This is a genomic window from Psychrobacter sp. WY6 (genome assembly GCF_018448495.1).
Classification (GTDB): domain Bacteria; phylum Pseudomonadota; class Gammaproteobacteria; order Pseudomonadales; family Moraxellaceae; genus Psychrobacter.
This window is the reverse complement of sequence record NZ_CP049902.1, coordinates 585,135-603,402: the sequence shown is the minus strand read 5'-3', so window position 1 is coordinate 603,402 and position 18,268 is coordinate 585,135. Positions and strand designations below refer to the sequence as shown.

Sequence of the window (18,268 nt, the reverse complement as noted above, 5' to 3'; positions counted from 1 at the left end):
GTATACCAATCTATGAATGAAGTATTTGGCGCAACACCTGCATCAGTCCGTATTCGATAGCGTGATGGAGTTGTATGATCCTTTCCTGAACTCAGAAGTAAAATATCGTAGCGCCAATGGTGATGTGGCTCTGGCTATGTGAGAGTAGGTCATCGTCAGTTATCTATTATAGATGGAGCCCCCAACGAATAAACGTTGGGGACTTTTTTTGTTACTAATAACATCCTCAACAATTCTCATTTAATATATTATCAACAAGTGTAGGATTATATGGTATAACTTCTCCTATAGGATTAATAAACTTTACAATTAATTCCAAATTCATAAAATAATCCTAAACATGTATAGGAAAACTTATGACGCCAATATTTGATCAATATGCAGAGCTATCAGGTTGGTTCGATGGAGAAGATGTTTTTGATTTAAACTTACATTGAGTTGCTTTCTTAAGCGACGGTAATTTCTTTGCGTCGAATTCATTGCAGTGGTTAGGTCCATTTAATAGAGGTTCGCTACTTGATCGCAATGGTAAGCCTGTTTTTGGCTTGATGGGACTACTCCAAGTGGTGCTTTAAAACCATTTACTCCTTTGAGGCCGTTAAAGCCGTTACAACCACTTCGTCCACTGAAACCTTTAAATCTACTTCAACCTCTAAAACCATTAAATCCTTTAGGTGGATGGTCAAAATTAAATTGGAATCAGTGGCTGAATGCTTAGAAAAACTACGTTAATAGATACTTTTTTAATCAGTTATAAATAGTTTCTTTAATAGTTATTTTTTACATTATGATGGTACATATAGAGTGAGAGGGAAAATTGAACGGAATTTATTATAGAAATACGCAAACTAATATACCTAGATGGATAGATAATTTGCATGAAAGAAATGCTCTAGGTTATGCCTACGAAACAGACTCACATTTCGTTCATATTTACGGTAAAAATTATGATTTCAATGTTATTTCTGTCGGTTTGACCGCAATTGAAGGTAAAAGCGGTAGTTTGCGTGATTGGGTAATTAGAGTATTTGGGGCTCAAGATGTAAAACCATTACAATTACCCATTGGTAGTTCTATAGAAAACGTTTGGAGGCCATCCTTATATTATACAGGACATCCATGACGCTTTGAAAATCAATGCTTTTGAACAACGTTCAGCCGAGCAAGCATTGAGGGTATTGATAGAAAAATTAGATGATTTGTTACTGTACATTGAACCAGATCAAAATGGATTAAAATCTTACGGACATAAATCCAGAGAGCTACTTATTTTGGCATGTACAGAGGTAGAAAACTCATGGGTATCGATTTTCAAAAACTCAGGAATATCACCTCAAAATAATCGAATGTTTACCACAAACGATTATGTAAAATTATTGTCTAAAGCTCGCTTGAATGAATTTCAAATTACTTTCAAAAATTATGATGATCTACGGAATTTTATACCATTTTCTCAATGGGATGTATCTCAACCTACAAAATCCTTAAAATGGTATGACTCTTACAATAAGACGAAACACGATCGCAATTCTTCATTTAACGAAGCAACATTAGAAAATGTTTTAGATGCAGTTTCAGCTAATATAGCTATGTTTTGCGCAAGGTTTAGTCCATTTAGCCTGCTTAATAATAACAATACATTATCTTCTTTAATTAATCAGCATTTTAAAATTAGTCTTATCGCAAGTGATCCATCAACATATTACATACCAAAAATAGAACTTCCTGCTGATACAAGAACAGATTTATTAATCTATGATTGCTATGAGCAAAAACACAATCTTGCTTGGAATATTGTTCCGCTTGTATTGTAAAACTATCTAAAAAGCATCATATTATTTTGAATTTAAACCGTAATGTATAACTTTAAAACAACTCACCAGTCTCAACCACTTCTTCAAAATCAAATCCTAACTGCTCGTCTTTACGATCTCTCATTTGCTCTATACGCAGCTTACGTCCTGCGATAAGCCTTAGCACATCGCGCTGTTGTTCTGTCGTCATATCATGCCATCGTTGGCGCTCAGGACGACTACGCAGGCAACCGAAGCAATAGCCTTTTTTATTGCTTTGGCAAAGACCAATACATGGATTGGCAATCTCAAACAGCTCAAACTGTTGGTTCATGGCGACTCCATTGCTATTATCGTCATTCCTTTGACTTGCATAAAACTATTATGACAATATTATTATGTCGCAAATACTGACTAATGGTGTGCCGTTTTATTGTTATTATTTTTGTTTGGCGGGTGCTATGCTTAGCGTCACTAGCCTATATAAGATAATCATAACAAAATTAAGTGAGATGATACGTGAACTTGATTTATATCCATGGACTGGACAGTGATGCGAACTCTACCAAGGGAATGCTATTAGAAAAATACTGCCAGCATCATCATCCTGATATCAATGTACTGCGTCCCGATTTGAATAAATCGCCACAAGACGTGTTTGATAAACTGATAAGTCTAGTTGAGGAATGGGGCAGCGACTCAAAAGTTGTATTCGTTGGTAGCTCATTGGGTGGCTATTTTCCTACCTTGGTGAGCAATCATACAGGCTGTGCGGCTTTACTATTAAATCCTAGTACTCAGCCACATGTGACATTACAGCGCTTTGCTCATGACTTACTGCTAAATAACGATAGTAATGAAGGTCAAGGCGAAGATGAATTGCCAAAGAATCAAATTCTCTATACGACCACTGGCGGTTGGGATATTACTTCTGCGGATTTGCAATGGTTTGCAGATCATCAGTTATCAGAAATTCATTATCCTAAAAAAATTGCTGTATTTATCAAAGAAGGCGATGAGTTATTAAATCCTGAATTGTCTAAAGCCTTTTATCAACAGCAAGGGAGTACGGTTATTTTACAAGCGGGTGGCGATCATCGGTTTAGTGACTTTGGTGAGCAGTTGCCGATGGTGATAAATATGCTACAAGATTTAGTACGAGCCTAAATTAGTTGACCACTACAAACAGGCGACATTATATGACGTGAGCGATGGACTATTAACCTTAACGTCGCTATTTTTGGTTATAATGGTTGAATAGAATTAATCAGACATGAATCGTTAAGGATGCATTTGAGTCAATATAATGCGCAATCGTTAGAAGTTTTAGAAGGGCTTGAGCCAGTACGTCGTCGTCCAGGTATGTATACCGATACCACGCGCCCCAATCATTTGGCGCAAGAGGTTATCGACAACTCAGTTGATGAAGCGTTGGCGGGTTATGCTAAAACCATCAAGGTGCAACTGCATAGTGATGGCTCGTTGTCTGTCGAAGATGATGGGCGTGGTATGCCGACTGATATTCATCCTGAATTTAATCAATCGGGTATTGAGCTGATTTTAACTCGTTTGCATGCCGGTGGGAAGTTTTCGACTTCTAATTATGAAGTGTCAGGCGGTCTGCATGGTGTGGGTATCTCTGTCGTCAATGCGTTATCAACACGTGTTGAGGTGACGGTATGGCGTGATAGTACACAGTTTGATATGGCGTTTGAAAATGGCGCACCAGTTACGCCGTTGACTGAAGCAATCAGCTCAAACAAACGCAAACGTGGTACCAGAGTACATTTTTGGGCAGATGGTCGCTTTTTTGATACGCCTAAATTTAATGTAAAACAGCTCAAGCACAATCTAAAAGCCAAAGCAGTATTGGCCGCTGGATTGACGATTGAATTTGTCGATGATATTAATAATGAAAAGGTGGTTTGGCAGTTTACTGACGGAGTGGTCGAATATCTAAGCGAACAGTTGGATGGTTTAGAAACCTTACCTGAAGCACCGTTTTATTATAATTACGATGCAAAAGCGGGCGAACGTGCTGCTATTACCTTTGCCTTGTCTTGGTTGCCTGATGGTGGCACGCCGATTCAAGAAAGTTATGTGAACCTTATCCCTACGGCTCAGGGCGGTACGCACGTCAATGGTCTGCGCACTGGTATATTAGAGGCATTGCGTGAGTTTTGCGATATTCATAATTTGCTGCCGCGTAGTGTCAAGCTAACGGCAGAAGATGTCTGGGATGGGGTGAACTATATTCTGTCGCTTAAATTTTCTGAACCGCAGTTCTCTGGGCAAACCAAGCGTCTGTCTAGTCGTGAAGCTGCTGGGGCAGTACAGACGTTGGCAAAAGATGCCTTTAGTCTGTGGTTAAATCAGCATGCCGATATGGGTACTCAAATCGCAGAGCTGGCGATTAATAAAGCTGGACGTCGTCTCAAGTCTGCCAAAAAAGTCGCCCGTAAGAAAATCACGCAAGGTCCTGCATTGCCGGGTAAGTTGGCAGACTGTCGTGGTGATTTGCGTGATGGTGCTGAGCTGTTTTTAGTAGAAGGGGATTCTGCGGGTGGTAGCGCCAAGCAAGCACGTGACCGTCATTATCAGGCGATTTTACCGCTGCGTGGTAAGATTTTAAATACGTGGGAAGTGTCTTCTGATACGGTGTTATCGAGCCAAGAGATTCATGATATCGCTATTGCTATCGGTGTCGATCCGGCATCTGACGATTTGTCTGAGCTGCGGTATGACAAGGTATGTATCTTAGCGGATGCGGATTCTGATGGTCTGCATATCGCCACGCTGATTTGCGCCTTATTTGTGAAGCATTTCCCTGCGCTAGTGGATGCGGGTCATTTATTTGTCGCCATGCCGCCGTTATATCGAGTAGACGTGGGCAAAGAGGTGCATTATGCGTTAGATGAGCCTGAGCTTCAGCATATTTTGGCCAATGTGCCGGGCAATAAAAAAGCGCAGATTACCCGTTTTAAAGGCTTGGGTGAAATGAGTGCAGAGCAGTTACGTGAGACGACCATGAACCGTGATACTCGGCGTTTAGTTCAGCTAGATATGGATGACATGGTGTTGACTAATAGCGTGATGGATATGCTGTTGGCTAAAAAACGTGCTGCTGATCGCAAGGTTTGGCTTGAGAATAAAGGCAATTTGGCTGACATATCCTAATGGGCTCGATGGATATGTCCATCAATAGCTATATATTTATAAAGTTTATAAACCGGTAAGCTGGCAAGCAATAAAAGCCTATAAAATTCAATTTAGTTGTATAAGCTTAATGTTATTATGTAGGTATCTTTTATTATGTGGTGCCGTCATGACATCAAAGTTATTTAATCGCTCAAAAGCTGCTGCTTCTCAGTCTGTAAACTCTAAAATATTGCCCAAGCTTAGTAGAAAGCAGCTGGGTATTTTAGTTCCGAAACGCGGTAATAAAATTGCGCCAGTGATTGCCTCAGCTATGCTAAAAGCTGCGGGTTGGCGTACGGTTGGAGAGATTCCAAATATTTCACAAGCTGTAGTTTTAGCGCTGCCGCATACTTCGAATATCGACGGGGTTTATGCGATACCCAGTTTATTGCCCTAGATTTGAAAATCAGTATTATGGGTAAGCATACGTTATTTAAAGTGCCCGTATTTGCTCAGCTATTAAGCTGGATAGGGGTGATTCCCATTGATCGTAGTGAAAGGCTCAGTGCTGCAAGCAAGTATTGATAAGTTCAAAACAGGTAAGCCACTATTTTTGGGTTTAGCACCAGAAGGCACTCGTCAATATACTGAAACTTGGAAATCAGGTTTCTATTATTTAGCAGTGGGCGCTGGTGTACCTATTTTGCCGGTAGCGATGGATTACAAAACCAAAGAAATACGCTTTATGTCGTTAGTTTATCCTAGTGGTGATATCGAAGCGGATTTACCAAAAATTTATGCTCAGTATAAAGGGGTGATACCAAGACATCCCGAGCGCTTATCTCAACCATTACAAGATATCAATCATTCAGCTGAATAAAGTTTTTAAATGAGTTATGAGTATCTGTATATTAAGACCCCCTGACTGATTAATGTCAGGGGGTCTTTTGTTTGCGGTGATGAGTTTTAAGAATGGCTAAAAAACTAAGCATTGAGTTAGCTGTTGAACGTACTCACCCCACCATCGACAGGTAAATTCATACCAGTAATGATGGCAGCGTCATCACTGGCTAAAAAATCACAGCGGCGGTTACATCAAACGGTGTCGCTGTCTTCCCTAGTGGAGAGTGGGTAATAAATGGATTTGGACTGATATCCGTTGCCACCAATCCAGCAGATACGGCATTAATACGTACATTATTTGGTATATTCTCTAATGCCAGCTTCTTTGTAACATCAGTCAAATTCTTTTGTCTAGCTTTATAGGTCTCTATATTCCAGTCTGCTGATATCTCCGTTAGCGTTGACACATTAACGATATTGCCTTGTGTTTTTATCAGTTCTGGAATAACTGACTGATGAATGCCAACCGCAGTATCTATATTGACCATCACATCAATATGTTTATATTTATCGCGTACATGCTCTATTAATCTTGCCGTTTGGGTCAGATCATTAATATCACTGGTTACGGTAAGGTGGTTACCTGTATTGATCCATGTATGATCCTGTGGCAGCTCCTCGTAGATGTATTCTAAAATATCGTTATTAATACCAACGATTATACAGTTCGCCCCTTCTTGTGCAAATCTAAGCGCCGTTGCACGACCAATATCAGAATCTGCACCTGTTATAATGACAGTTTTTTCTTTAAAGCGCTTCATAACGTTCAATCCTTTTTATTATATGATGGTCATTAAATAATTTTAATAAATGACTCTAAAAAATGTAATCAAAGGCAGCCCATAAGCGATAAGTTTGACTGCAAATCATGCTACTTTGCTATTATCATAACAACTCATTGCCCTGAAAGCGACTGCATTTAATAAGGCTTATTTTGTTAAGTTTTTCGTTGGTAGCCTGTCGTTATAGCAAAAACATTTGCGAATATTCAACATGCTCTAGTGTTATGCTCATCAATAGCAACTTACCATACAACGCGTCCATTCGATAATAAAAGGTTAACACTGTGTCTGACTCATCTATTACCCTATCTGATAATGATTGTCTTGTTAATGAGTTGACCTGCTATTTGCAGAAAGAGGCTGTAGATATTGCTTTGACCAATATGCAGCATCTTGAGCATAAATATGACGCGTATTACCGTGCTCAGCAGTATCACTATCAATTGCCACTGGGTAACCTATCATTACTTGAGCTCATATTGTATTTGCCTGCTAAAAGTAGTCTGGTCGATATTGAAGCTGCGCGTGTGGCGGTAGTAAAGGCCGCGCTCATATGGCACAAGACATATCTCACTCAGCATAAAAATAACGCCAACATGAGCCATAATGTTTTAGTTTTTGATATTCAGCTCACCGATAAAGCTGAAGAAATCAATAAAATTAAGATAAATAACCAGCAACGACAACTTCTAAAACGGCTCACTCATGGTTTTGGTGTCCGCTATTTTATGGAAGATTTGGTTGTGGATATGAGCGACAGTATGCAGCAGCTACAAGTTTTTAGCTGGCATGACTGGCAGGCGATATTAGTAAGCCTACAAGCACCATGCGAGTTATGGCGATTTTTGCATTATCGTTTAGGGCAATTACAGTCTTCAGCCAGTAATCATGTCATTAGCTTTGAATCAGAAGCAGATCTAGTCACTCAGTTTTTACATAGCCCGACTTTATTTACGGATGCTATCGCAGTAGATAATGCACTCATCAAGTACGAGGTGCAAGATGAGCCCAATCCTGCATTAGTCGCTATGACACTTGCCTACAAAAACAAAAGCACGACTGCGCAGATGTATCATCAGCATATGGTGCAAGCGGCAGCTCTGTGGTCGCAGCTAAGCACCCAAATGATAGAGATGCTCGATGAAGAAGTACTAGACAATGCTGATAAAGAGACACTAGGAATAAAACGCTGTTATTGGCAACAGCAGCTATTGGACGAGTCTTTATTTTCGCGCCATGAGCTGGTTCGAACTCTATATAGGCATCCTAAACAAGCACATGGTCTGCAAAAAGAAGGTTATGTCGTCCATCAGCACTCTTATGAGAGCTTGGGACGGCATTATGTATTGATCTTCTATGGGCAAGATGTTGAGAGCCAGCACAGTAAACAGGCTATTCAGCCAAACTTAGCAAAGATTGCACAGGATGTTGCGAGCCGCCTGCCAATAACCGAGCTGCATCATGTAATTGTGTTGGGCATTGATTTTTTGACGAGTCTAATGACACCTTTATTGATATCGATTTATGGATTCAACCGGTTGATCCGATGACCCAGCGTGAGCGGCAGCTGACCAAGCAACTACAGCGCTTAAACCAACAGCATAAAAAGCAAACGAAAAATAACTTATGAGCAAGTAACAATGAGTCAGTGCGAATGCAATTAAATTTGAATATACCTGCACGGAAGACCAAGTCCTGAGTATGATTTTGTAGCGATGTTTTGTAGCGAGATTTTCATAGAAACTAAATTTACGCCATAAAAAAAGACAGCCTAGGCTGTCTTTTTTTCAAATTAAATCGTTAACGATGACTTATTTTAAGTCGTTATTATCAATATCAGTAAAGCCTTTATTACTTGGCGCTAGATTTGAACCAGTGTCGATATCGTCATCACTTGTTTCAACATGAGTGATATCTACATGACCCGTACTAAGATTGTTGGTATCGACAGTGCTAGTAGGGAAGTCACTAGTCATTGTACCTGAAGCAGCAGGAGTGTTCTCTCGAACTGAGTCAGCAACTTTTTCTTGTGTACTTGAGCTAGTATGAAGAGCAGATTTCGCTTTAGCTTCTTCACGTTCTTTGTCCATTTTATCCTGCATTTTACGTAGGAAACGGGCAGCGGCTTCTTGACCACCAAGACCAAATGAAAGGGCAAAGGCTACTGCTACGGCACCTAGTGTTAGACCAAAGGCTAGGTTAACGATAGAATCAGCAATACCCATCGCTTTTAGACCCATGGCAAGTACTAAACCCATGATTAGTACACGGACGATGTTTGCTAAGAATTGTGAGCCTTGCTCAGAACGCTCAACGACACCTGCAATGATATTGGCAAGCCAGAAGCCAATAAATAGGATAATTGCGCCCAAGATAATGTTGGCACCAAACGCAATGAACATGGCGATAATGGCAGAGATAGGCTCAAAACCTAGCAAGTCAGCGGCGGCAATTGAGGCAAATAACATCGCAAAGAAGATAATCGCATAACCAACAAGGTCCGAGATTCTCTTATCGCCCATGGTTTCTTGTAAACCAACTTTCGCAGGCAATTGGTTAATCTCAGTGTTTTCGATCAAACCTTTGATGATATTGGCAACCATACGTACCACATAGAAGGTCACGACTAAAATCGCAACCGCCATAAAGATATTTGGCAATGCTTCCATGATTTTGTTCAGCATGTTTGTCGCAGGACGAGCAATCACCTCAATTTTTAATGCGTTTAATGCAGCAATAATAGTTGGAATGATCACTACTAAAAATGCCAGTGAACCAGCGATATTAGGCAAGCTGTTTTTTTCGCTTAAGCCTGCTTTTGTAGCCAATTCTTGAACATTAAAAGTAGATACAAGGTTGGTCACAATGCCGCGCACCACTTTGGCAATGATATAACCGACGACAAAGACAACACCTGCAATGAGGATATTAGGGATAAAGCTAAAGATTTTATCAACCATATTCGTCAATGGAGCAAATAAACCATCAAGCTCTAATTTACCTAATACCATCGTCAAAACAACCAACAAGATGAACCAATAAACCATATCGGCAATCGTGCTGCTCATCGGTTTTACACCTGCCTGAGCACTCAAACGCTCATCCATCGACGTTTTCGCCAATGCCGCGTTGATAGCTGTGCGTGCAACAGTAGCCAATACCCAACCAATAATACCCACAGCGATAGCGCCGATAAGATTAGGAATAAATGCTAGGACCTGATTGACCATATTTGCAAACGGTGTCGAGATTGAGTTCAAATTCAATTGATTCAGCGCCCCAGAAATCGCGATGATAAAGATGAACCAAAATACAATCTTAGAGATAATACCTTCTAAATCGTAGGTCTTACCCGTTGAAGAGTTCATGCGTTGGTTCAGATTGACTCTAGATAATACATTACGAACCAGTGCCGCGATACCCAGTGCCACTAGCCAACCAATAATAAATATTAAAATAGCACCAATAATAGAGCCGATCGGACCCCCAAGATACCGTTAAAAGATGTGTACATTGGATTCATCTTATCCTCCTTTAAATCATCATACGAAAGCCACTTAACAATATCATCAGTACAGCTATTGTTGAGCGAAACCAATACATAGATGGTATAATTATAGTATTTTTAAAATAAGTTATGCGGTGATATTAATTTTTGAGTAGGTAACCTTATCAAAAAACCTTATCAAAAAACGTTGGTTTCCCTCGTGTTAATTACCTTACTGCCAATGTTAATCATCCATGATAAAGACGTACACTCGGTTACTTATCACCTTAACTCATTTAGCTTAGCTGATGTATTAGTAGATTTAAAGATAGAAAGCTTAACGTGTTACTGTATTTGTGTGATAACTTGTTATTATGATGAGAAATATTAACATAGACTGTACATTCGCCCGATAATTTGACGGCAAACATGGTTCCTAAAACTAAGATTTGTTATTATAGGAGCATGTGACATCTCGCCACTATCCTTACAATTTGAGAGTACTTTATGAAAAAAATCACTACTTTAAGCGTTGGTGCACTTGCTAGTGCTATGTTGTTGGTAACAGGCTGTAGCACAAATAACGGTAACCAAGAGACAGCTGCAAAAAGTGTTTCAATCACCGAGCAAAGCTCAGCAAATGAAAAAGTAGGTTATAGCTTAGGCTTCATGATGGCTGAAGGTAACAAAGAAGCGGTCGGTGACCTGAATCTTGATACCTTTGAAAAAGGCTTCCGTGATGGTTATGAAGGCAATGAATCAGCATTGACCCAAGAACAAATGCAGGAAGTATTGACGACTTATCAAAAAGAGCAAGAAGAAAAGTTCGTTAAAGATATGGAAACAAAAGCTGGAGAAAACAAAACCAAAGGCGCTGCATTCTTAGCAGAAAATGCTAAAAAAGAAGGCGTCAAAGAAACGGCTTCTGGCTTACAGTACAAAGTTATCACCGCAGGTACGGGTAAATCACCAAAACGACTGACGTGGTTGAAGTAAACTACGAAGGTAAGTTAATCGATGGCACAGTATTTGATAGCTCTTATGAGCGCGGTGAGCCAATTGAGTTCCCGTTGAACCAAGTCATCGCTGGCTGGACAGAAGGTCTACAGCTGATGAAAGAGGGTGGTAAATACGAGTTTTATATCCCATCAGATATTGCTTATGGTGAAGCGGGTAACGCAGGTATCGAGCCTAACAGCACGCTTATCTTTACGGTTGAGCTATTAAAAGTAAAATAATACTTAGTACACACCCTAGTTAACAGTGTTAAAAATAAAATCATAAAAAAGCCCTCATAATATTATGAGGGCTTTTTTATGACTAGAGATTGAGCATCTAAAGAGTTTTTTGAAAGACTTTAGAATTACGACCATTATGGTATTTTTCTTGACGCGATGCAGGTAACGCGCTGGCCTCCTCGACTTCGGCAAAGCCTTGCTCGACGAACCAATGTGCCGTCCGTGTTGTCAACACAAACAACTTGTGCAGACCATGACTGCGCGCTTGTTGCTCTAAAAATGCCAGTAAGTCTGCACCGCGACTACCGCTACGATAATCGGGATGTACGGCGACACAGGCAACTTCTGCTGATTCTGCATCCAATGGATATAGCGCCGCGCAGCCCAAAATCATACCATCACGCTCGATGACACTATAATTATCAATCTCTTGCTCTAAGCGTTCGCGTGAGCGGCTGACTAATATGCCTTGCTCTTCTAGCGGTGATAATAGCTCAATCAGTCCGACCACATCGTCAATATTGGCACGACGAATCTCTTCGTAAGGGTCATGGCTGATAAGAGTGCCAGAGCCATCACGAGTAAATAACTCTTCTAATAAGGCACCGTCTTTGGCGTACGAGATAATATGGGTGCGATGGACGCCTTGGCGGCAAGCCAAACTGGCGCAATTTAAGAAATAATTGATCTCGCAATTTAAATCACGATCACGTAAGAAGCGATCGACTTCATTAGGAATCATCTCCCTTAGTAAGCGATCATCGTCATTGATGCCTGCTTCTTCGCCCAAGAAGATAAGCTTATCAGCACCCAGTGCCACAGCCGCACTGAGCGCCACGTCTTCAGCCAACAAATTAAAGACTTCACCAGTCGCTGAATAACCCATTGAGCCTAAAATCACAATATGGTCGTGTAGCAGGTTGTTTTTGATGGCTTCAACATCGATAGAGCGCACTTCGCCAGTCATTTGGTAATCGATACCATCACGAATACCGTAAGGACGTGCGGTCACAAAATTGCCTGAAATGGCATCGATGCGTGAACCATACATAGGTGAATTGGCCAGTCCCATCGACAGCTGTGCTTCGAGTTGCAGGCGAATAGCGCCTACCGCTTGTAAAATAGCAGGCATCGCCACGCGCGGTGTAATTCGAATGTCTTGATGCAGTGGGGAGGTAATGTCAGCATCTTTTAAGTTCTTTTCGATTTGCGGTCGCGCTCCATGTACCAATACCAGCTTGATACCTAAGCTATGCAGTAGCGCAAAATCATGAATAAGGGTGCTGAAATTTGGATGATTGACCGCCTCACCACCAAACATAATCACGAACGTTTTGCCGCGATGGGTATTGATGTAGGGGGCAGAGTTACGGAACCAATGGACATATTCAGGGTTAATTTGGGGCATGGCGCTAGTAGTCATAATAAGGGCAATAGTAGTGAGAATAAGAAAAGGGGCGTAGCAAAAAATGCCTATCGCTAAAGAATTACCATAGCAAAAAACGCCGTTATGAGCTATCTTTTATTTCAGTAGTATCAATCAATTTTTATCACTGATGGACGATATACACAACCTCAACACGGGGTTAGTGTACGTACAAACACTTTTTGCTATGCTAAGCGCTATTGCTTTACAGGCGATGAACGAAGATAATCAATAAAATAAAAACTTTATACGATAAGCTTACCAGCTATGACAATATAGACGCCAGCAGCATAGACGCCAGCAGCGCTTGCCATTAGCTGTCACTACAATCAGCAGCGATACTAGGTCTGCCAACTATAACAGTCGACCATTTATAATGAGTTATGTTTCTTATAGCATGTTTCTTATAAGTGGATATATTTCGTCTAAATTGCGCTGCCTATCAACGATTCAATACACCAAAAGTCATTCAAATTTTACCAGCTGCGTTTTACCGACATATTAACCAGGGATAATGAAAACCATGAAAAAAAGTAACCAATTTGCTAGCCCATTTAGTGCTTGGAGCGGACATCGCTTATTCCACGTTGTGGCTGGTACGCTCATCGGTGCGATGGTAGTGACGCAAGCCTCGGCAATGCTACCGACGCCAGAACAAGCCGTTGATAGTTCGGCAGCTGTACAGACCAATGCTACTAAAAGCAGCAACTCGAGTGCACAGGCCGTCAATAGTAAAATTACCGCGTCATTGATTAGCGTTGATGCAAATGGTCAAGAGGTTTTGGCTCCGGTGAATGCTAGTACGCGCCTGCAATCAGGTAATGTCTTGGAGTACCAAGGCTATTTTACCAATACCAATGCAGATCGCGTCCGAAAAATGACCGTGACGATGAGTATCCCTGAGCAGGTAGAGTTATTGCGTACAGTATCACCTGAATTTCCATACGGCAGTGCAGACGGCAATACTTTTGCCCGTATGCCATTACGTGGAAAAGTGGATAACCAACTGCAAGAAATTCCATTAAAATATTATAAAGCGGTACGCTGGGATTTAGAGGGTGTTGGCCTTAATGACACCGTAGTGGTTAAATACCGTGCACGTGTGAAATAAGTCAGTCATTTAGTATTAAGTATTTTATCAGTGTGATTTATTTAATACCGGCTTAATATTCGTTTAATCACAAAAAGCATCACGGCTCGTTGCTGTGGTGCTTTTTTATGGGTTGTTAACAAGAAATTTTGGTACGCCGTTGCAAGGCGCTTAAAGCGTCGCGTATTTCTGGTTAGATTTTTCTTTGATTAATTGCTTGATGGCAGCCATCTGTGCGGTAGTGGCTTGCGAGCCTGCAGCTATGAGAGCACGGCGCTGGCTGGTATCTAGTGAGCTGATATGACTGACCGCAGGCGTAATCAGCACATCAGCACGATCTCGTTCACGCTGCATCGATGAGGCACGATTGGCGCTTGGCGAGGCTACGACATTACTCTCCAAAAATCCCCAAAAATTGCTTAATCCGTTGAGGTTTAATTTTTTATCAAGTGTAGAGACACCGCTAGGATTGTTAATACCAGTGTCTGTCACATCAACGGCAATAACAATATCAGCGCCCAAATCACGGGCGCTATCGACAGGTACTAGGCTGACCACGCCACCATCGATATATTTTTTACCGACCTTTTCGGGGATACGCGGTGCAATAAAAATATTCGGTACGCTACAGGACGCTTGAACGGCAAGCCCTGCATCACCAGTGGTAAAAATGGCTTTTTTCAAAGTATGCTTCTCCGCCGCGACTGCTGCAAAGCGGATAGGGAAATCCTCTATTACTCGTCCATCGACTTTATCGTTGATAAAGTTCTTGAGTTTGATACCCTCGATGACACCTTGGTTGGATAAGACAAAATCTGTCAATTCGCTATCTGTAGTGGTCAGTGCCAGTTGCTCAAGTTGTACTGGTGTGTAACCGCTCGCATATAGGCTACCAACCAAGCTACCGACGCTGGTGCCAACGATGAGCGTGGGCTTAATACCATTTGCTTCTAGTGCTTTAATCACCCCAACATGGGCGAAGCCTTTGGCACCGCCGCCGCCCAAGACTAACGCCACATTAAGTGGCGCTATTTTTGGTGTTTCAGGTAACGGCTGCGCTGGCGTTAGAGAGCTACAAGCGCTAATAGATAATCCGAGTACGGCAATTAAGCTGGTGCATAGCACTCTCATACTATGTCGCACTCTTAGACTATTAAGAGGTTGTCGGTACTGGGCAGCGAACATAAAAACACCTTATAAAATGACGATAATACGGAAAATAAGACATCAGTTATTGATATGATACAAATGAGCCGTTTGACTTTCAGGCTTTTTGACGCAGTATTACTAAATAGCTGAGCATAAGCAATTGTATTGTCAGCTATAATGAAATGAGTCGGTGTTTTGATGTGTCCTGTTGATGACAGCTGTTTTATAAAAACTGTCATCATATACGGTATATTGAAAATACTTGAATGAGTATATGAAAACTAAAAATAATATCGTTAGGATCTTTGATGTCAGTATCAGTGAACGCTTCTTTAACTAGCCCAACAGAGCACTTTGGGTCTGAGCTGCCACTCTCAGCGCTAGATATGCCAGTGACGGCGCTGGCGGGTGTGGGATTAAAATTCGCAGAACAGTTGGCACAATTGAATATTAAACGAATATTTGATTTATTGCTGCATCTGCCACGTGATTATGAAGATCGTAGCCGACTGCTGTCTATAGCAGAGGTGGGGCACGGGCAGTCTGCGTTAATTACTGGGCGTGTGGTACACGTTGACACCAAGCGCAGCGGTATGACGGTCGTGGTAGATGATGATACGGGCACCATATCGCTACGGTTTTTTAAGGTTTATCGTGGCCTTGCACAAACCATGAGCTTAGGGACACAGCTGCAATTATTTGGCGAAGTCAAAGTGAGCCGTTATGGTAAGCAAATCCACCATCCTGAATATCAAATTATCAGTAGTAATGAGACGGTAGTAAATACCGGTTTGCAGCCCATTTATCCAAGTGTTAATGGTTTACATCAAAATAAGCTGCGCACCTTAATTAAGCTGGCATTACAGACGGTTCGTAGTGAAGGCTTACCAATGACGCTGTTTACTCCTACAGATTTTGCAGTCGTGGCTGACTTGCCATTAGCGCCTTTTGAACCGACGAAGACAGTAATAACAGAGGCAGAGTATCCAGAAGATATATTCTCGACACTGGCGCGTAGTGTGCCAGATAATACGACTGGTCATAGCGTTAGTAGTGTCAATAAAGCCAATGTCTATGATGCCAATAATAATACAAACAGTGATATCCATATAGTCGCTAATAGAACAGTTAATAACAACGTCTATAACCTGACGATATTTGAAGCCTTAGTATTACTGCATACACCGCCGACTTATACTGACGCAGGACGACAATATCAGCTACTCACCCAGTTAAGTGCCCGTACTCATGCGGCATGCCAGCGTTTGATTATTGAAGAATTAACTGCCCATCAGCTCAGCTTGTTATATCGTCGTCAGCAACTGCATCAGCATAAAGCACCCAAATGCGCCACGCAAAGTCCATTGGCTGATAAGTTGTTTGCAGCATTGCCGTTTGATTTAACGGGTGCCCAGCAACGAGTCATGAAAGATATTACGGCTGATATGGCAACGTCCATCCCAATGCTGCGGTTGGTGCAAGGTGATGTTGGCGCGGGCAAGACTCTGGTCGCAGCGGGTGCGGCGGGTTATGCGCTAGATAGTGGCTGGCAAGTGGCGGTTATGGCACCCACAGAAATTTTAGCAGAGCAGCATTTGGTCAATTTCAAACAATGGTTTGAACCGTTAGGTATCGGTGTTGGCTGGCTTGCTGGGAAACAAACGGCGAAGCAGCGCCGCGAAGCATTGGAAGCAGTCGCAGAAAACACGGTGCAAGTGGTCGTCGGTACTCATGCACTGTTTCAAGAGCAGGTACAGTTTGCCAAATTGGGCTTAGTTATTATCGATGAACAGCATCGCTTTGGTGTTGAGCAGCGTATGGCACTGACCAATAAAGGTGTGGCGAATAGCACGCCGCATCAGCTGATTATGACCGCTACACCAATTCCGCGCACGCTCGCAATGAGCGTTTATGGTGATATGGATACCTCTATCATTGATGAATTGCCACCGGGGCGTACGCCAATTACTACGGTGACCATTGACCGTAATCGACGCGATGAAGTCATTGAGAGGATTGCGGTTAATTGTGAAGCGGGTAGGCAAGCGTACTGGGTTTGCTCGTTGGTCGAAGCATCTAGTGTGCTAGATGCGCAAGCCGCTGAAGCCACTTATGAAGATTTAAATGAGCGCTTGAATATTCGCATTGGTCTTGTCCATGGCAAGATGAAATCCGTTGACAAACAAGCCATCATGCAAGCATTTAAAGCTGGCAATTTGGACTTGCTGATTGCCACAACGGTCATTGAAGTTGGGGTCGATGTCCCTAATGCGTCGTTAATGGTCATCGAAAATGCCGAACGATTAGGTCTATCGCAATTACATCAGCTGCGCGGGCGAGTCGGGCGTGGCTCAACCAAAAGCTATTGCGTACTGTTATACCAAAAGCCATTATCAGAAACTGGTACAGAGCGCTTAAATGTCCTGCGTGATAGCACTGATGGTTTTGTCATTGCCCAAAAAGATTTGGAACTGCGTGGTCCCGGTGAGTTATTAGGCAAACGTCAAACGGGTAATGTTGGTTATTATTTGGCTGATCTGATACGTGACGAGCAGCTGTTTGCCATTGCTCAGCGTTTAGCCAAACATCTAATTGCAGATCCTACGCGCAAGGCAGATGTCAGCCAACTGATTCACCGCTGGATGCCTGAGGCGAGTCGTTATACCAATGCCTAGGGCGTCTCCTCAATTCAATCGACTATCGTCTAAATGGGCTGAAAATGGCTAAATTAATGGTAAAAAAGAGGACAGCCAACGCTATCCTCTTCTGTTTTTTGACGTAGAGCCATCATCTGGAAACAAAGCTATTTGGCTTTTTTCGACTTTTTCAATGACTTCTTAAGATCTTTGAGGTCTTTCTTTTTCTGCTTAATTTTTGCTTTGGTATCTTTAATTTCTTGTTTAAGCTTCTTTACGTCTGATTTATTAGCCATGATGGATTTCTTTATTAGTAGAGTTATCTTAATAATGACAAATTACCCCATAAATACAAGTCTAAACTGTAGGGCGTATGTATCATTAATTTTTACGAGTGATTGTTCCAACTATAATGGTCGTATCTTAATGCATTCAATATGACAGCATATTTGGTCATTTTTTCATTGGCTGAATAAGTTTTAAGCAAGGGATTTTGTGTGAAGAAGACTTATGCAATGAACTAGGAATACGCTGTCTTTTGTCTTTACTTATCGTTCACCTGATAATCTTTGCTACTAATACCTTTATTAAGTTCAATGTCTTACTATATCTTGATTGTTATGTCT

The 18,268-nt window shown here is 41.6% G+C and carries 12 protein-coding genes and 4 pseudogenes; 10 read left to right on the top strand and 6 right to left on the bottom strand.

Going from position 1 to position 18,268, the window contains the following annotated elements; genetic code table 11:
• Positions 1-479 precede the first annotated feature (479 nt).
• From G7Y90_RS18820 to G7Y90_RS02980, 3 genes and pseudogenes are all read left to right on the top strand, one after another.
• Positions 480-718 (top strand): annotated as a pseudogene (locus tag G7Y90_RS18820) (4-fold beta flower protein).
• Between the two features lie 156 nt (positions 719-874).
• Positions 875-1,123 carry a hypothetical protein gene (locus tag G7Y90_RS02985; protein WP_250163351.1) on the top strand — a complete coding sequence of 83 codons (249 nt, stop codon included), beginning with the start codon at positions 875-877 and terminating at the stop codon, positions 1,121-1,123.
• Between the two features lie 4 nt (positions 1,124-1,127).
• Complete coding sequence (locus G7Y90_RS02980; protein WP_250163350.1) at positions 1,128-1,814, top strand: hypothetical protein; 687 nt, start codon at positions 1,128-1,130, stop codon at positions 1,812-1,814.
• A 52-nt stretch (positions 1,815-1,866) separates the two neighbouring features.
• On the opposite strand, the gene G7Y90_RS02975 is transcribed toward G7Y90_RS02980, so the two are convergent.
• Positions 1,867-2,127, bottom strand: coding sequence for a DUF1289 domain-containing protein (locus G7Y90_RS02975; protein ID WP_109592058.1), 261 nt, complete (start codon positions 2,125-2,127; stop codon positions 1,867-1,869).
• A 185-nt stretch (positions 2,128-2,312) separates the two neighbouring features.
• On the opposite strand from G7Y90_RS02975, the gene G7Y90_RS02970 reads away from it, so the two are divergent.
• From G7Y90_RS02970 to G7Y90_RS02960, 3 genes and pseudogenes are all read left to right on the top strand, one after another.
• Positions 2,313-2,960 carry a YqiA/YcfP family alpha/beta fold hydrolase gene (locus G7Y90_RS02970; protein ID WP_109592056.1) on the top strand — a complete coding sequence of 216 codons (648 nt, stop codon included), beginning with the start codon at positions 2,313-2,315 and terminating at the stop codon, positions 2,958-2,960.
• 126 nt (positions 2,961-3,086) lie between these two features.
• The gene (gene parE / locus G7Y90_RS02965; RefSeq protein WP_250163349.1) at positions 3,087-4,970 is read left to right on the top strand and encodes a DNA topoisomerase IV subunit B; all 1,884 of its coding nucleotides are present in this window, start codon (positions 3,087-3,089) and stop codon (positions 4,968-4,970) included.
• 148 nt (positions 4,971-5,118) lie between these two features.
• Positions 5,119-5,811, top strand: a pseudogene (locus G7Y90_RS02960) (lysophospholipid acyltransferase family protein).
• A 190-nt stretch (positions 5,812-6,001) separates the two neighbouring features.
• On the opposite strand, the gene G7Y90_RS02955 reads toward G7Y90_RS02960, so the two are convergent.
• The gene (locus G7Y90_RS02955) at positions 6,002-6,595 is read right to left on the bottom strand and encodes an SDR family NAD(P)-dependent oxidoreductase (RefSeq protein WP_250163348.1); all 594 of its coding nucleotides are present in this window, start codon (positions 6,593-6,595) and stop codon (positions 6,002-6,004) included.
• Positions 6,596-6,900: 305 nt separating this feature from the next.
• On the opposite strand from G7Y90_RS02955, the gene G7Y90_RS02950 reads away from it, so the two are divergent.
• Positions 6,901-8,166 (top strand): hypothetical protein, encoded by a 1,266-nt coding sequence (locus tag G7Y90_RS02950; protein WP_250163347.1) that lies wholly within the window; start codon positions 6,901-6,903, stop codon positions 8,164-8,166.
• 261 nt (positions 8,167-8,427) lie between these two features.
• On the opposite strand, the pseudogene G7Y90_RS02945 reads toward G7Y90_RS02950, so the two are convergent.
• Positions 8,428-10,139 (bottom strand): annotated as a pseudogene (locus G7Y90_RS02945) (mechanosensitive ion channel).
• A gap of 471 nt (positions 10,140-10,610) precedes the next feature.
• Between G7Y90_RS02945 and bamJ the strand changes: the two are divergent.
• Positions 10,611-11,341 (top strand): annotated as a pseudogene (bamJ, locus tag G7Y90_RS02940) (BamJ family beta-barrel-assembly machinery protein).
• 97 nt (positions 11,342-11,438) lie between these two features.
• On the opposite strand, the gene argA reads toward bamJ, so the two are convergent.
• Positions 11,439-12,764 (bottom strand): amino-acid N-acetyltransferase, encoded by a 1,326-nt coding sequence (gene argA, locus G7Y90_RS02935; protein ID WP_250163345.1) that lies wholly within the window; start codon positions 12,762-12,764, stop codon positions 11,439-11,441.
• Between the two features lie 526 nt (positions 12,765-13,290).
• Here argA and G7Y90_RS02930 point away from each other — a divergent pair.
• The gene (locus G7Y90_RS02930) at positions 13,291-13,878 is read left to right on the top strand and encodes a hypothetical protein (protein WP_055125406.1); all 588 of its coding nucleotides are present in this window, start codon (positions 13,291-13,293) and stop codon (positions 13,876-13,878) included.
• Positions 13,879-14,028: 150 nt separating this feature from the next.
• Here the strand turns inward: G7Y90_RS02930 and G7Y90_RS02925 are convergent, their stop codons facing one another.
• The gene (locus G7Y90_RS02925; protein ID WP_349773392.1) at positions 14,029-15,042 is read right to left on the bottom strand and encodes a patatin-like phospholipase family protein; all 1,014 of its coding nucleotides are present in this window, start codon (positions 15,040-15,042) and stop codon (positions 14,029-14,031) included.
• Positions 15,043-15,314: 272 nt separating this feature from the next.
• Here G7Y90_RS02925 and recG point away from each other — a divergent pair, with 272 nt between their 5' ends.
• On the top strand, positions 15,315-17,681 hold the full coding sequence (gene recG / locus G7Y90_RS02920; RefSeq protein WP_250163344.1) for an ATP-dependent DNA helicase RecG: 2,367 nt from the start codon (positions 15,315-15,317) through the stop codon (positions 17,679-17,681).
• A gap of 128 nt (positions 17,682-17,809) precedes the next feature.
• Here recG and G7Y90_RS17645 read toward each other — a convergent pair whose 3' ends face one another.
• The gene (locus tag G7Y90_RS17645) at positions 17,810-17,938 is read right to left on the bottom strand and encodes a hypothetical protein (RefSeq protein WP_265088293.1); all 129 of its coding nucleotides are present in this window, start codon (positions 17,936-17,938) and stop codon (positions 17,810-17,812) included.
• Positions 17,939-18,268: the final 330 nt, after the last annotated feature.

Bases quoted from the DNA above. Each gene is read 5' to 3' on its own strand.
- G7Y90_RS02975 (WP_109592058.1), bottom strand. From the start codon at position 2,127: ATGAACCAACAGTTTGAGCTGTTTGAGATTGCCAATCCATGTATTGGT.
- G7Y90_RS02955 (WP_250163348.1), bottom strand. From the start codon at position 6,595: ATGAAGCGCTTTAAAGAAAAAACTGTCATTATAACAGGTGCAGATTCT.
- argA (WP_250163345.1), bottom strand. From the start codon at position 12,764: ATGACTACTAGCGCCATGCCCCAAATTAACCCTGAATATGTCCATTGG.
- G7Y90_RS02930 (WP_055125406.1), top strand. From the start codon at position 13,291: ATGAAAAAAAGTAACCAATTTGCTAGCCCATTTAGTGCTTGGAGCGGA.
- G7Y90_RS02925 (WP_349773392.1), bottom strand. From the start codon at position 15,042: ATGTTCGCTGCCCAGTACCGACAACCTCTTAATAGTCTAAGAGTGCGA.
- recG (WP_250163344.1), top strand. From the start codon at position 15,315: ATGTCAGTATCAGTGAACGCTTCTTTAACTAGCCCAACAGAGCACTTT.
- G7Y90_RS17645 (WP_265088293.1), bottom strand. From the start codon at position 17,938: ATGGCTAATAAATCAGACGTAAAGAAGCTTAAACAAGAAATTAAAGAT.